This window comes from Chryseolinea serpens, from assembly GCF_900129725.1.
GTDB lineage: Bacteria > Bacteroidota > Bacteroidia > Cytophagales > Cyclobacteriaceae > Chryseolinea > Chryseolinea serpens.
This window is the reverse complement of the sequence record NZ_FQWQ01000003.1, coordinates 402,759-418,668: the sequence shown is the minus strand read 5'-3', so window position 1 is coordinate 418,668 and position 15,910 is coordinate 402,759. Positions and strand designations below refer to the sequence as shown.

Genomic DNA, 15,910 nt, shown 5'->3' with positions numbered 1-15,910 from the left:
CCCCGTTACTGCAAATATATTTTATAGACCACGGCGATGTCATTTGACGTGGCCTTTGGCTTTTGGATGACCAGGTTGTCCGAATTTTGCTTCCAGGAAAGTTTCTCGGTGCTGCCCAGCATTTCAATATTTTTAATCCTGGTCTTCCCCTTCCCCAGCGACTTGATGTTTACGTTATCGACTGGCCTACCCAATACAGTGGCATATAGAGTATTCCCTTTTTTATTGAAGCGTATGTCGCTCGCGGTGAGTTTGACCTTTCCTTCGTTAAACCCCTGGACCTTCACCGGGTTGGCGGCTTCTGTCGATGGGCCTTCGCCAAATATTTCCCATGGGCGTGTATCGAAAATGCTTTCACTATTCACTTTCATCCATGATGCGATGTCTTCCAGTACGGCGATCTCTTTTTCGTCTATCGTTCCGTCGCCACGAATCGGGATGTTCAACAGCAGGTTTCCGTTCTTACTTACAATGTCCACCAGCATGTGAATGACATCTTTTGCCGATTTATACTCTCCCTTTTCGTAGATCGATCTTTTGTAGTGCCAGTCGCCAATGCAAGTGCAGGTTTGCCATGCCAGTGGCTGGATATTTTCGGGGGCTCCGCGCTCGACATCCCAGACGATGCATTTTTTCTGCTCTTCGTTCAGGACCTTTCCGAATAATACCCCCTCAAGTTTACCCTGATGCGTTGCCTGGCTGTGGTTGTAATAATCTGCTGCAATTTTTAAACCCACGTCGCTTACAGGGTAAAGCGGGAGAACCGAATCATCGAAGTAAAGCAGGTCCGGATTAAACTGATCAATAAGATCAACTACTCTGTTGTAAAACTTATTACAGTATTCCGGAGAAGGCGTGGATGCGCCATTGCCCCACTCCCACTGCTTGAACAAGGATGTTATTTTATCGCTTCCCTCACTCAAGGCATGATCTTGCGCATAGAGCTCCTGGGGATCGAGCCCTTCCCACCATGTTCCCTTTCCCTCCGCCTTTGTGAGCCGGCCATCGTAAGGCACGCCCATAAGGGGTCCGCTCTTATCGGAACGCTGCGAGGTCTCCAACCACGACCAGGCATGTGAAGCATGCACACTCAGTCCAAACGGAAGGTTATTATTTTTTGCCGCCCGGGCCCAACTGGCGATGATGTCTTTCTTCGGTCCGACGCGTACGGTATTCCACGATTGATACTTACTATCCCACATGTCCAGGTTATCATGATGGTTGGCCATCGCGAAAAAATATTGAGCACCTGCTCTTTTATAAAGCGCTACCAGTTTTTCCGGATCCCAGTTTTGAGCTTTCCAATCGTTGATAACTTCCTTGAAACCGGCCTTGGAAGGATGTCCATAGTGAGCCACGTGCCATTTATACTGCTCACTACCCTCATCATACATATGCCTGGCATACCAGTCGCCTTGCTCGGGCTGACATTGCGGACCCCAATGTGCCCAGATTCCGAACTTGGCGTTGCGAAACCATTCCGGAACCTTGTAGCCCGCTAACGATTGCCACGTTGGCTCGAACTTACCTTCTGAACCTGTTTGCTTGGTCGCGGATACGGGGGCTTGTTTCGAGGATTGGCCGAGTGATGGTTGATAAAATCCGATAACGGCGAAAACAAAAAGTACTATTGAAACAGATTTCATAATATATAGTATAAAAGAAGTGTTAGTTGATTCTACAATCGTCTTATCAGAAAACTCAGAGCTTGACAAGGTTGAGAAAGAACACATCATTTTCTCTGGTGTCAAGTTCACGCGAAAAAACAGATCCCGCCTTTATGGATACAATCTCTTTCAAAAATGGAGCACCGTCGTTTTGTCGCTTGATATGTTCCACCTGTAGCTTTGTAAGCTGTGCTGGCTTTCCCATAGAAAGATAGGTTGAGTAGGCGTCATTACTGCGATACCCCACTTTATATATTTCCAGCGCATATGTACCCGCCGGTATATGTGTAATATCCAGCTTTACCTTGGGCTTCGCCTTTGACGGCAAATCACGGACATAGTATCGCTGGTTGTTTACAGAGTCGCCGGGATGGGTGTTTGTAAAATCCCACACGACTGCCTGGACATTTCCTTCTTCATCTTTACACACCCAGGATGACTGATCCCTATTTGTCAATTCCGTATTCCCCAACCGGTTCATAAATTGGTACGCATAGAACACCGGCTTGTTAATCCCTTGGGTATTGAGCATACCAAACCCTCCGTGAAAGGGTGTGAACCTCGGGCCCGCCTCCTCGAATATATCCGTGAAGACCCAGTATGACATGGAGTTGGCGGCATCACCCACTTGCTTAAGCTTTTGCAAGACAAAGGCTGCTTCGTGATAACTGTCGTGTATCGGGTCTGCCGGGGTGTAGGAGGCACTCCACTCGGTATAGTGCAACTCGAGGTTGGGTTTGGATGAAGCGGAGATCTCTTTTCGTGAATCCAGCACATCGCCGATAATACTCATCGGATTCTTGTCCAGCACCGTACCGGAATTGCCAAACTCGTCGAGGTATCCCTGCTTTACGCCGTATGCATGTGTGCTGATGAAATCAATAGGCGTAGCGTTCTTGATGCAGTAATCAATCATCTCGCTTTCCCAGGCAGCGCCTGCTGTTCCCGGCCCGCCTACCCGGTAAGACGGGTTCACTTTTTTTATGGCATTGGCACTGTAATTATATAGTTTGAAATACTCAGCCTGGCTACCCGCCCAGAAGCCATCGAGATTGGGTTCATTCCATACTTCAAAATACCATGTCTTTACTTCCGCTTCGCCGTATCGTTCTGTAAAATGTTGTACGAGATTCGTGATCAATGCGGCCCATTTCTCATGGTCTTTCGGAGGCGTTACATTGCCCCGCCACCAGAAAATCGTTTTGTTACCGCTGGCAAGCTGTGATGGCATAAACCCCAGCTCCACAAAGGGTTTCATTCCGATGGAGTGCAGAAAATCGAACAACACATCAACGTACATATAGTTGTACTGAGGGTTCCCATTTTTATCTTGTGCGTAAACGGCCATGTCATCCGTCAATAGCCCGTGCATGCGAATGTATTTGAAGCCGCATTCTTTTCTGACATAAGCGAGTTGCTGTTGCCAGTCGGTGCGCAAACCTTCGTTGGCACGCCCCGCGCCCACACATTCCTTGAACATGGTATTCAGCGGTCCTTTTTCAACATTGAAATCAATGTTGATCAGACGTTCGGGTGCTACCTTTTTCTTACTTTGGGCCATTGCACAACTTGCCAACAGGCAAACAAATACAACGGTATAGGTCCGGTTCATTCTTGAATAATTACAATTCATAAAGCGTCTATTTCGCACCTTCCAGAATAGCATCTATCGTACGTTGATCTTTTACCGTATAATTTGCTCTATCCAACGCTCCGCCTGTGTCCCAGTAAAACGGCTTGATACCGTTCGCTATCGCCTGCTTGGTGACGTAGGTTAGCCAGTAGTCAACCGCGTCGTTGTGCGTGGCTAAGTCCAAAGGAATGTTTTTAGTGCCACCTCGTCGGTATGCGCCATATTCCCCCATGAGGACAGGAATGCCCTTGTCGACATAATTCTCCTTCCACAGTTTAAAGGCTTTCAGCTGTTCATCTTCTTCCCCCCAGTTTGGATTGCGATCGGGTTCGATCGTAGAATGATGTCCGGCACCCCAGTAGTAAAACATTTTACCCCAGCTCGCATCCCCATCCAAGGCTGTAAATTGAAAAGGCGTATAATTATGCGGCTCAAACATAAGACGGTTTGGCGAGGGATCGGTGGGGAATGAGCTTACGTCAAACCATTCGGGTGTGCCTTGCAGCACCAGGACGCGATAGGTGTTGCGACCTCCGGTGGAGCGAACGGCATCAACAAAAGTCTGATGATAGGAGCGCAACACACCCATTTTCGTGGCATCGTCGGCGTTGGGCTCGTTGGCGCTGGCAAACATGAGATGTTCATCGAAGTCACGCATCGTCGTTGCGATCTGTTCCCATAGTGCTTTTTGTTTGGCGTTGACCGAATCCTTTTTTACGGGGGTACAGTTATTCTCAAGCCATCCACCATCCCAGTGAATATTCAGCAAAACGTACATGTCATTTTTCACGCAATAGCCCACCACTTCTTTCACTCGGTTGAGCCAGTTTTGATCGATGTGCGCGGTTGCCTTATTATCCACGTGATACCAATTCCAGGCACTGGGAATGCGAATAGCATTAAAACCAGTTTGCTTTACAAATTTGATATAGTCTTCCGTGATGACAGGGCTACCCCACCCGGTTTCACCACCGGGTGCTTCCATGGTATTTCCAAGGTTCCAGCCCAACTTTATCTTGTCGGCGAGTTGCAGGGCTGTGCTACTCATCCCGGTGGCATCCGATGGTTGGGGAGATGTATTATACGACGGATAGATCTGAGGCAGAAAGATCTGGCTCGGCTGAGAAACGGTAACGCGCCTGGACTGGCCGCTATCTGAGCTCACCACCAACACCGCTGAACGCGTGGAACCGGTAGCATTCGATCCTGCAATTATTTGAATGGTGACACTGCCGCTGTTCCCACCGGTTTGCGTTAGCTGCAACCATGCGGAGGCAGCATTGTTAATACGCCAGCTATCGCTACTGGTCACGGTTATTTCAGACGTGCCTCCCGCGACGGGGAAGGTAAGCTCCGTTTCAGAAACCGACAGCTGTGGTTCAACCCCCTCCTTTCCGCAAGAGGAAAAGGAAATAACGACAATGAAAAACAGAGAAATTTTAAAAGGACATTTGATCTTCATTTTTTCTTCACTTTAGATGCATACTATTTCCAGCGAACGAAACCTTACAACATGAACTAACATTTCAATTCGCGTACATTTTTACGTTAGAGGGTCTTTTTAACAACTACTGCTCCGTTGGCAGATGACGGCTATTTGATTTTCACTACTCTGATATTATCAATGGCCGCAATCAACCCTGTCGCTGTAGGGGTAGCGGCACTGTTGATCGTATAGATGTTTACGCTTCCATTGCCCGTGCTTCCCAACAAATCGGTCAAGCTGGTAACGGCAACTCCCGTACCGTTATCCTTTCGAAATCCAGATAATGGAAGGGTTACCGTGCGCCAACCCTTGGTGGAATATGAAAACGTATTTCCGTTGGCGTCTTTCCACGGCTCATAGGGAGCAACATACGTCCATGTGTAATCCTTCAAGACAACGATAGAAGTCCCCTTCCATGCATCCGGAACATTGATCTCGAATTTAAGCGCGTAGTCGCCGACAGGATCGCTCATATTATCGACAGGAACCCATTGCACCGCGTTGGTATTGATGCTGCGTTGCCAATTCCACCATGACGCATCGCCAGCGCTTAAAACAGCATTATTGAGCACGGCATAGGATCCCTTGTTGCCCGGAAAATTGGTGCTGCTATTATCTGTGCCCGTGCCCCAACTAAGCGTATTGATGTTATCAAAATCACAGAGGACCCCAGTCGATGCATCATTCACATTGAAAGCAGTAGAATCTGCGCCCGACTGGTTCGCGACAATCACCTGTCCGCTTTGATTAAGCTCTGGCAACACGAAGCCCACAGCCGTACCATTGACCGATGAGGTGTACGCTGTGATCGGTACGCCGGCAAAACTTATTTTGGTAAGCAGAAATAAATTTGTCCCATAGATATATACCGAGTCTCCCGCGTTGGCATTCTCATTTGAGATGCTGGTGATGGTGGGTGCCGGTGCCACAATACTAAACTCAAATGTCGCTGACCCATGCGATGTAAAATATTGAATGGTATTGAGCTTCTCGGCGGGTATGGATGGGAACGGTATCACCGCCGGCACCTGCACGACAGCATACGAATCTGAAAATAATCCGTTGTTGAAATTTGCCGGCACGCCATTGAAGGAAATCTGGAGAGCGTCTTGCAAATTATGTCCGTTCACTACCACCCACTGGCCGGGGGTCAGACTTTGCAAGACCGTGTCATCCGGCGATGGGGCGTAATTTATGATGCCGGTTATCACCGGGGCACTCACCTCATCTTTTTCGCAGGCCTGCAGCCACATCAAAGTCACTGACAGTAAAAAAAGCTGCCGCGTATAGTTATACAGTATCTTTTTCATAGTTGATTTTTTTAAGTCTGAGCGTAAATCATCAATGGTAATAGCGCACCGGGGCATCCGCCAACTTGGGGTTTGCCGTAAGTTCCGCCGACGGCAACTGTAGCGTAAAGGTGCCGGGGTTCGCAGGGGTAATGCTTCCGATCGGGGCATTTGGCGTAGCGATACCACTGCTATAGGCAAAGGTTACGCGTTGCTGATCATTGAGAAAGCTCACGGCTTTTTGAGGGTCGTAGTAAGAAAGCCGGACCAGGTCGAACCAGTAATGTCCTTCATAGGCCAGTTCTTTTCGCCGCTCCTGGATCAACGTGTCGATATTCAGCGAGGGTGCCGGGTCGACGCCTGCCCTTTTGCGCACGGCGTTAAAATATTGCAGCGCCTCACCATCGGCGGTAGATCCATTGTTGCCCAAGATGGCTTCGGCATATACCAGGTACACATCGGCCAGCCTGAGCAGGGAATTATGTTCTACGGACGAGACGAGCGTCATGTTAGGTGAATTATTATCCGTTTGCGTTCCTACCATATGCTTTTTCAAGGTTGAACTATTGGAAGTATAGCCACCCCCTGCGGCGTTCAGTTCAGGGTACTTGTCGCCGGGAAGCATAAAGCTAGCCTTGCGTCGGATCGTGTCTTTCTTGGAATATAGTTTGTATAGATCGTAGGTAGGCTGCAGAAAAAGCCAGGCTCCTTGATTGTTGGGCGTGATGTCGGAGCTGGGAGAGTAGGTCTGCAGCATGTTGCCAAAGCCATACGTTACGCCAGGTGCCCATTGCAGTGCAAATAAGGATTCCGGGTTGTCATTGAATTGCGTTTTGAACAGGTCATAGTAACTGGGAAACAGCGACCGTCCACTGTTCTTACATACATTACCGGCATAAAATTTTGCGCTATCCAAATAGGTCTGATTGCGTGAGCCTCCCTCCTGCGATAAGCCGGACATCGTCAGGTACACTTTGCCGGCCATCCCTTGTGCCGACCACGTGGTGGCTCTCCCGGCGGCGTCTGTGGCAGGGAGGTTTCGCGAGGCAAAGATCAGGTCGGCCGTAATAAACCTGTAGACATCCGCCTTTGTATTCCGGTTCACCAGCGGTGAGCTGATGAGTTTGGTGTTGTCTTCAATGATGGGCACATCGCCCCAGAGCATGACCAGGTGATAATAGGCCATGGCACGAATAAACCTGGCCTCTGCAATGGCCGCATTTTTATCCGATTCCGGAATGGAAGCGGGTGCTTTTTCACGTATGGCATTAATGGTTGAATTACAATGCGCCACCACAATGTACAAGCCCGTCCAGGCTTGCTGCATGATGGCGTTTTGTCCCGTAATCGAGAACGTGTTCAGCTGCACGGCATCGCCCCACCATTGCGAGATCAAGTTACCGCTCATGACATCACCCAGCATCATGTAGGGCTGGGTGTTCCATTGCCACCAGGGAGAACCACCGTAGAGCGCGGCTGTAGCCAGTCTTAAGTCTGCCGTTGTCTGATAAAAATTATCAGAACTTATCTGTGATAATGACGGACGTTCAAGAAAATCTTTTTGGCAGCTCGTTATCGATACGATAACGAACAGCAAAGGGACGATCAAGGCATATATTGATTTCATTGCTTAATATTTTATTGTTTAAAAGGACCAATAGCCATGTATTCTTATAGTTGCAGGTTAGCGCCTATAGTAAATACCCGGGGCTGGGGATAAAAACCATTATCCATCCCTGCAGACAGCGGATTCCATGAACCGATTTCTGGATCCATCCCTTTGTATTTCGTTATGAGAAAAGCGTTGGAAACATTACCATAAATCCGCAAGGAATGTATGTGCAATTTCGACGTGATCTTTTCGGGGATCGTGTAGCCCAGCGAAATGGTCTTGCATCGAATAAAAGAACCATCTTCGACATACCGGTTGGAGATCCGATTGTTGTTATTCGTATCGTCATTTCGGAGCCCTACGATATCCGTTTCCGGATTGGTGACGTAGACGTTGTTGATGTCTGAAGCCGATCCATTGGGGTCAATTAACGCCAGTTGCGCGTGGTTTGACAGCGACTTAAAATAGCCAAAACTGGTCAACGGGTTGTCGCTTTGTATGCGCAATCCATTCAACACTTTGTTCCCCACGTTCGCACTGAAGAAAACATTCAGATCAAAATTCCTGTAGGTAAAAGTGTTATTGAAACCAATCTGATATTTAGGAATAGGCGAACCCAGAAACGTTTGGTCATGTTCGTCGATAACACCATCGCCATTGACATCTTTGAATTTGTAGTCGCCATACCAGATCGAACCCGACGATGGTCCAATCGGCAATTTTGCACCGGTGGTAGGATTAATCGGCAAGGGATGGGTTTCAAAATCGTTAGCCGTTGCAAAGAGGCCATCGGTTTGATAGCCGTAAAATTGCCCCATCGACCGGCCCACCACCGACATGGCCGCAACGTTGGCCCCATAGTAACCCGGCAATGAAGCCCCATCCGTGTTCAACTTCTCTATTTTATTGGTGTTGTGTGATACGGTGACATCGGTTCTCCAGGTAAACCCTCTTGTGGTCAGGTTCGTTGAGCTGATCCTGAAATCAAACCCTTTGTTGCTCACCGACCCAACATTTACATAGGGAGCTTCCAGGGCACCCGGTGAATAGCCTGTGGTGGTGCCGGAATAAAAAGGCAACGGGAGACTGAGCAAAAGGCCATCTGTTCTGCGGTCATAAAAATCCACAGAGAAATTGATGCGTGAGTTCAGGATGCCTCCATCCAGGCCAATGTTGGCGTACTTGGTTTTTTCCCATTGCACCAACGGGTTAGCCAGATTGCCGGTAAGTTGAGCAACGCCCGACAGACCATTGGAAATGGTGTTCAGCGTCGCTGCATAGGCATAGTCTTTTATATTTTGGTTGTTGGTAAGTCCATACCCTGCGCGGAGCTTTAACTCATTGACGGGCGTGTTTCTAAGAAAATTTTCATTTTGAATTTTCCATGCCAGCGCACCGGAATAGGTCGTTACCCACCGGTTATCCGCCGCAAATTTTGACGAACCATCCGCGCGCACGTTGCCGGTGAACAGATATTTATCGTTCCACATAAAATTGACACGACCGAAATACGATTCAAGTGCGTTCTGTCCTTTTGTGCCCGAGTTGGTGGCCGTTGTGGCATCGCCGCTGTTGATGGCGTGAACGTTGTTTGAAGGAAAATTTATGCGCGACGCCGAAACGCTTTCACTGGTATTCAACTGCGCTTCATGTCCCCCCATAACGGTGAGGTTATAGGCGGAATTGAACATTTTGGAATAGGTGAGATAGTTCCTGACGATCGTGTAGTAATTTTGTGTATAGGAGTACGTGGCAGAATTTGTTTTATTCACATTAAGTCCCATCGTATAGGTAGGATTGAATTTATCTTCCGTACCCATGGCGAAACTTCCTGACAATTCATTCCGCAGCATCAGGTTCTTGGTAAATTCTATTTCAGCGTAAACATTGCCGAAGAGCTGGTTGCGCTTTGCCAGATCGGTATTGATCAGGGCAAGGGCATACGGGTTTGCCATTCTGCTAGCGTTCACCCAGCCGTTTGGATCGATGCCACCTCCCCAGCTTCCATCCGGATTTTTTACAGCGATATCGGGTGTTTGACTGAGTGCAGTAGAAATGACATTTGAGTTTGTGGAGTTGACATTCTCCTTGATGTTGACGAGCTGCAGGCTGGTTCCAATTTTCAACCAACGGGTGGTTTTGTTATCCAGGTTGAGTCGCACGGAGACGCGCTGGAATCCGGAGCCTAGGGCAATTCCTTCCTGCTTGAAGTAAGCGCCGGAAAATAAGTACTGCGTCCGTTCGTCGCCTCCGCTCACCGTCACCGAGTGATTGCTCATCGGCGCGTTCCGGAATAATTCTTTTTGCCAATTGGTGCCCTCACCCAGGTATTGTGGATTGGCGAACTGAGGTCGGGTATCAAATCCCCAGCCTAACCCCGTGTTTCTGTCGTTTATAAAAGTGGCAAACTCGCGCAGGTTCATGGTAGGAAGCATCTTCCTCACTTGCTGATAGCCGGTATAGAAATCGTATGTTATTTTGGGTGGCGATACCTGGCCTCTTTTCGTCTTGATGATCACCACGCCGTTCGTGGCCTGCGAGCCATAGATGGCGGTAGCCGATGCATCTTTTAAAACATCGATCGACTCGATCTCCGAAGGGTTGATACCCGCCAACGGATTAGAACCCACTGCCGTATTCGCACCGCCGCCGATGATCACGCCATCGATCACAAATAAAGGCGAAGCGCCGCTAAAAGAGGAGATCCCACGGATCTGTATAGAAACAGCTCCCCCTGGCTGACCAGAGATCTGCTGCACAACCACGCCGGCTACTTTCCCCTGCAACGCCTGGTCGAACGTGACCGGATTTGTTTTTCGGATCTCATCGCCGGTGATGGAAGAGATCGCGCCCGTGACATCCTTTCTCTTTGACTCACCATACCCCACCACCACGATCTCATCAAGTGTCTTCACGTCTTCACTTAATGTCATGTCGAGCCTGGTCTGTTGGGTGATCAGGATTTCTTCGCGCTTATAGCCGATAAACGTGAATACGAGCGTCTCATTGGGGTTGGCATTAATGGAAAATGTCCCATCAGCATCCGTGACGGTCCCAATGCTCGTACCTTTTACAACTACACTGACGCCTGGTATGGTACTTCCAGATACGTCCTTTACGGTTCCCGTGATCGATCGCTGCTGCGCCGGAACCTGGAGGTAGCCTAGCATCAGGATCAACACAGAAATGCCGAAACATCTGTAGAGTTTCTTCTTCATATGATTGAGGTTTAGAGGTTAAACTTTACGGACTTGAGCCTGAAATCGAGCTAATTGACCCGTTTTGGTCCAAAGAGGGCTGACGATTTCTGAGCTACAATTCCGTAATCGTTTGCAGTAAATGTATGGCGGGAGCCCGCTGGAGACGGTATTGATTCGTCTTAGAGACAGGGATATGGAGTCTAAGGGGGTATTAAAAAGTCTCGAAAGTAGGTATGATTTTACCGGGTGGAATTCGTGTTGTGACAAATAACGGCTCCGCAACGCATTTTACACCAGGGAAAGGATCCACGTAAAAATGGAAATGATCAGCACATACATGACCATTTCAATCAAAAGCAGGATTCTTAGTTTTCGTTTCAAACCGGAATATTTGTCCGGCAAAAATAGACAGACGCCGTTCCCGCAAGCGTAACAAATAATCCTAAAGGTGGGTAACAAACGTCTAATACAAAGCTTAACGGCTAACTTCTTCGCTTGCCGTTGGCATACGCCGATGGCAATACGTGATACAGATCTTTAAAATGACGAGCGAAGTATTTGGGGTTATTGAAGCCCACACGGTAAGCGACTTCAGAAACAGAGAGCTGACTTTTCTCAAGAAGTTGTGCTGCATATTGCAACCGGATGGTGCGAATAAGTTCCAGGGGCGATTTGTTGGTGAGCTCTTGTACCTTTCTAAAAAACTGGGCACGGCTCACCCCCAGTTCATGACTTAAATCCATTACCGTCAGCTCACTGTTGGATACATTGTTTTCGATCGCCTGGACAACGCGATGGATAAATTGCTCGTCGAGCGAGGTAACCTGGATCTCGCTTGCCTTGATCCCGTTCTTCTTGGCGAACAACGCATGGAGATCTTTCCGCAACGAGATCAGGTTGCGGATCCTCGACTCTAACATGGGGAAGCTGAAGGGTTTCGGGATATAGTCATCTGCTCCTACTTCAAATCCTTCCAGTCGCTGCTCTTCGCCCGAACGGGCCGTGAGCAGGATCACGGGTATATGCGATACACGCTGATCGGATTTTATTTTTTTACAAAGCTCAATGCCATCCATACCCGGCATCATCACGTCCGTCACGATAAGATCCGGATATTGCAAAATCGCTTTTTTCAAGCCCTCTTCTCCATTCGCAGCTTCGATAACTGCATACGATGTCTTAAGATTATCCTTCAAATAAATACGAAAATCCTCGTTATCTTCTATCAACAAAATCAAAGGCTTCTCTTCCGATGCCGGCACCTCTTCTATGGGAGCGTCGACCACCGTGTTCACGGGCTCATTTATGGTTTCATGTACGGTGTGAACCATTTTCTTCAGCGGCAACACTACGATAAAGGAACTTCCTTTTCCCTCCTCACTTTCCACGCGGATCGTGCCTCCATGGATGCGCACAAATTCCTTTGTGATAGCAAGACCTACACCGCTCCCCTGGTTCATGAGGGAACTGGGTAAGTCGTTTTGAAAGAAGCGCTCGAAGATCTGCTCCTGTTTTTCGGCAGGGATCCCGATCCCGGAATCCTTCACCATGATTTCTACAATACTATTTTCAGCCGCGTCGTTAACCTCTACGACTATTGAAATCACCCCGGAGTCCATGGTGAACTTGAAGGCGTTCGAAAGCAGGTTGAACAAGATCTTCTCGACTTTGTCGTGGTCGAAAATAGCTTCCAGGGAAGACGTGTTTGATTCGAATGTGAGCCGAATGCTTTTTTTCTCAGAAAGATCGGCAAAGGAGGAAACGGTTTCACGAACAAACCGGATGATATCACCTTCCGAAGGATGAAAGCGAATATCATGAACCTCCATTTTTCTAAAATCGAGCAGCTGGTTAACGAGGTTCAATAATCTCTTGGCATTTTTCTGAATGAGATCTATATTTTTAAGCTGTGCCGGATCAACGACCTGTTCGCTGAGTTTTTCCAGTGGAGAAATGATCAGCGAAAGCGGGGTCCTGAATTCATGGCTCACATTGGTAAAGAACTTTGTCTTGATCATATCCAACTCGCGCGACCGCATGGCCTCTTCCTGTTGTTGTTTCATGGCAAACTTCATTTGCTCGCGTTGCTGGATGAGTTTACGCGCGATAAACAGCAGCAATGACAGGACGAGCAGGTAAACGACAACGGCCTTTGTAGATTTCCAGAAAGGAGGAAGCACTTTAATGGGAAGTGAAATGCCTTCTTCATTCCAAAGCCCATCATCGTTTGAGGCGATCACGCGAAACACATAGTCACCGGCATCCAGGTTGGTGAACGTAACTTTCCGGTTGCTTGCGTCCGTTACCAGCCATTCCTGGTTAAATCCTTCCAGTTTGTATTTATAGCTGTTTTTGGAGGGCTGAATAAAGTCGAGCGCCGCAAACTCGATTGAAAAAACATCATCATTTGCGGCCAACACGATGGGAGGATTGGTCGTGATCGAAGACGATAACGCGAAGTGCTTACCGTCCGCTTTTCCCGGCCGGACGCTTCGGTTGAACAATTGAAAATCCGTCAGGACAAGCCGTGGCATCGTTTTGCTATGCCCGATATCACCGGGTTTGAAAATATTGAATCCATTGGCGCCGCCAAAGACAAGCTCTCCATTCATCGTTTGGAGGACAGCATCTTCATTGAACCGCTGCCCTTGCAGACCGTCGGCTTCGGAGTAGTTGGCGAGCTCAAGCCGAATGCGGCCGCCTTCAGACACGATCGTCGCACACGCGAGTCCATTCGGTGTACCCAGCCACAGCCTCCCGGCTGCATCCTCTTTCATAGACATGATGGCATTGTGAGGCAATCCATCTTTCACGCTGAAGTTAACAAACCGGTTGCTTCCCTTTTGCCATAGACTAAGTCCTCCCTGTGTCCCAATCCAGATCCTCCCCTCGGAATCTTCCATTGTTCCCAGAATGGCGTCGCTTCGAAGGGATGTGGGATTATTCCGCTCTGATCCAAAATGCGTGATGCTTCCAGACTCCTTCATGAGTACATCGATGCCCACGGAGGTTCCAAACCAGAGGTTGCCCTTCGAATCTTCCATGATCGTTGAGATGTATGGGGAATAAAGCGCTATTTGCTTCGGATGACTGTACCGGGCAAATGTCTTATTTTTCCGGTCAAGGAGGTTAAGCCCCCCGTCGAGCATCCCAATCCAAAGCTGGTGCTGTGAATCTTCAAAGATTTCCCACACACTTTTACCGGGGAGGCTGGTGGCGTCTTTTGCATCGTGTTGATACCGGGTGAATGTCTTGCCATCGAAACAGTTCAATCCACCAAAGAAAGTCCCTATCCAAAGTTTGTCCTCATGATCCAGACACAAACTGACAACAACATCGCTGCTCAGGCTATGCGGATCTTTCGGGTTGTGTTTGTAGGTTGTAAAGCGCCCGCTCTGCCTGTCAAAGTAGATCAACCCTCCGCCGTTTGTGCCGAGCCACAGATTGCCTTTCCTATCCTCCACAAAACGGTTGACGTCCTCAAAAGGCAACGGATACGGTTTTGAGTGTCGGCTATAAACCGGGAACCGCATCATGCTTTCGTGAAAGAAGTTCAAGCCTTTTTTATAAGTACCCACCCAGATGATACCGTCTTCATCTTTAAACATGCCGGCAATTGAATTCTCATTCAGCCCTTCATTCGTCTCCGGATCATGCAAAATGCGTTCTATGGCAAAATTCTTTTTATTGAGAATATCAATTCCCGCGCTGCCGTATGAAATCCAGATATTGCCTTTATTGTCTTGAACGAGGCCCGATATCAAGTCGTCTCTTAGGGCTACAACTTTGGATTTTCTTTCGAAGTGGCTTACGCTATGTTTAGCTGCATTATAATAAAACACGCCTTCGTCTATATTGGACCGATAACTCCAGAGATCTCCATCGTTATCGATCGTCAATTCACATTGAAGATACCTGTCTTTGTCGGATGATTCCCTTGGTGAAAAAGAGACCCGGTTAACCACCTTGAGTTTCTCTTTTTCAAGGACAACGTTCTCTGCAACACCATTGGAATGCGCTATCCAGTAACTTCCATCCTGGTGAGCCACAACCGAAGTGACGTTGTTGGTGAAAAGGGTGGTCGTATCGCTATCCAGATGCCGGAACGGTCGCGTGGTCATCTTTTCTTCGTTGTAGACCACAAGCCCATTATTCTTTAAGAGAAACCAGTAGTTACCCGCTTTGTCATGAATAATATTGAGGAGATCACCAGGGTTTTCAATGGCATATTTTTTAAGGAATCGAAAATCCGTTGTGAACGTTTCTGTCGCCGGATTATAAAAGCAAAGCGAAACCGATGTTGCTACACCAAGCATTCCGCCGGGTGCTTCGTATAGTCGCACCACATCATCATTAAAAAGAGAAGTAGAGTCGGCTGGATCGTTGCGGTATACTTTGAGCGAATAACCGTCAAAACGGTTGAGACCCGACTCGGTCCCTATCCACAGAAAACCGGTCCTGTCCTTATAGAATGTTTTTACATAGTTGTGTGACAATCCCTTCCGGTCATCGATGCGGCCAAAGCGATGTTCCTGTGCAAATAATTTCATAGCCGGCTGGACCGCCATAAATACAGCCGCGATCCACGCTACCAAAAAAAAACTACGCTCTCTCACGACTTCACCTGAATAGTTAAATCCAAAATAAATGTAAGGCTTCTTGTTATCTCCCGCCGATCCACCTCAAAGTCGCGGAGCCCGTCGCGGGTTCAAACAGCATGCAGCCGTGAAAAAACAGGGCCAACAAATCCGCAATGCATATCCAAGCATTTCTTTTATCGACACTGGGCTTTTATGGGCCAAGTAAAGATACAACTTAATGCTATTCAGCGGAAAAGAATAACGCGACATCCGCCTTTCTGCTAGCTCCGTGTGAATCAGTTTGTAATGACGTCCCCGTTGGCACACACTATTTTTTATGATCCAGCACAATCCTCTTTTTTACTTTTTCCTGGTTGCGAAAAAATCACCACCTCGGTGTTTGTTACAATCACCGAGGGTCTCGCTTCGAGTAAGTCGCGTAG

7 protein-coding genes are annotated in these 15,910 nt (G+C 48.1%); all 7 read right to left on the bottom strand.

Annotated elements, in window-relative coordinates:
* Positions 1-5 precede the first annotated feature (5 nt).
* On the bottom strand, positions 6-1,646 hold the full coding sequence (locus tag BUB30_RS21525) for an alpha-L-fucosidase (RefSeq protein WP_073138067.1): 1,641 nt from the start codon (positions 1,644-1,646) through the stop codon (positions 6-8).
* A gap of 55 nt (positions 1,647-1,701) precedes the next feature.
* The gene (locus BUB30_RS21520) at positions 1,702-3,300 is read right to left on the bottom strand and encodes a GH39 family glycosyl hydrolase (RefSeq protein WP_221408771.1); all 1,599 of its coding nucleotides are present in this window, start codon (positions 3,298-3,300) and stop codon (positions 1,702-1,704) included.
* Between the two features lie 7 nt (positions 3,301-3,307).
* A complete protein-coding gene (locus tag BUB30_RS21515; protein ID WP_073138063.1) occupies positions 3,308-4,762 on the bottom strand; it encodes a cellulase family glycosylhydrolase in 1,455 nt (484 codons plus the stop codon).
* A gap of 131 nt (positions 4,763-4,893) precedes the next feature.
* The gene (locus tag BUB30_RS21510; RefSeq protein ID WP_073138061.1) at positions 4,894-6,096 is read right to left on the bottom strand and encodes a glycan-binding surface protein; all 1,203 of its coding nucleotides are present in this window, start codon (positions 6,094-6,096) and stop codon (positions 4,894-4,896) included.
* Positions 6,097-6,127: 31 nt separating this feature from the next.
* Positions 6,128-7,702 (bottom strand): RagB/SusD family nutrient uptake outer membrane protein, encoded by a 1,575-nt coding sequence (locus tag BUB30_RS21505; protein ID WP_073138059.1) that lies wholly within the window; start codon positions 7,700-7,702, stop codon positions 6,128-6,130.
* 44 nt (positions 7,703-7,746) lie between these two features.
* Positions 7,747-10,905, bottom strand: coding sequence for a SusC/RagA family TonB-linked outer membrane protein (locus BUB30_RS21500; protein ID WP_073138057.1), 3,159 nt, complete (start codon positions 10,903-10,905; stop codon positions 7,747-7,749).
* Between the two features lie 464 nt (positions 10,906-11,369).
* Positions 11,370-15,437, bottom strand: coding sequence for a hybrid sensor histidine kinase/response regulator transcription factor (locus BUB30_RS21495; protein ID WP_178377164.1), 4,068 nt, complete (start codon positions 15,435-15,437; stop codon positions 11,370-11,372).
* Positions 15,438-15,910: the final 473 nt, after the last annotated feature.

Bases quoted from the DNA above. Each gene is read 5' to 3' on its own strand.
- BUB30_RS21520 (WP_221408771.1), bottom strand. From the start codon at position 3,300: ATGAATTGTAATTATTCAAGAATGAACCGGACCTATACCGTTGTATTT.
- BUB30_RS21505 (WP_073138059.1), bottom strand. From the start codon at position 7,702: ATGAAATCAATATATGCCTTGATCGTCCCTTTGCTGTTCGTTATCGTA.
- BUB30_RS21525 (WP_073138067.1), bottom strand. From the start codon at position 1,646: ATGAAATCTGTTTCAATAGTACTTTTTGTTTTCGCCGTTATCGGATTT.
- BUB30_RS21495 (WP_178377164.1), bottom strand. From the start codon at position 15,437: ATGAAATTATTTGCACAGGAACATCGCTTTGGCCGCATCGATGACCGG.
- BUB30_RS21500 (WP_073138057.1), bottom strand. From the start codon at position 10,905: ATGAAGAAGAAACTCTACAGATGTTTCGGCATTTCTGTGTTGATCCTG.
- BUB30_RS21510 (WP_073138061.1), bottom strand. From the start codon at position 6,096: ATGAAAAAGATACTGTATAACTATACGCGGCAGCTTTTTTTACTGTCA.
- BUB30_RS21515 (WP_073138063.1), bottom strand. From the start codon at position 4,762: ATGAAGATCAAATGTCCTTTTAAAATTTCTCTGTTTTTCATTGTCGTT.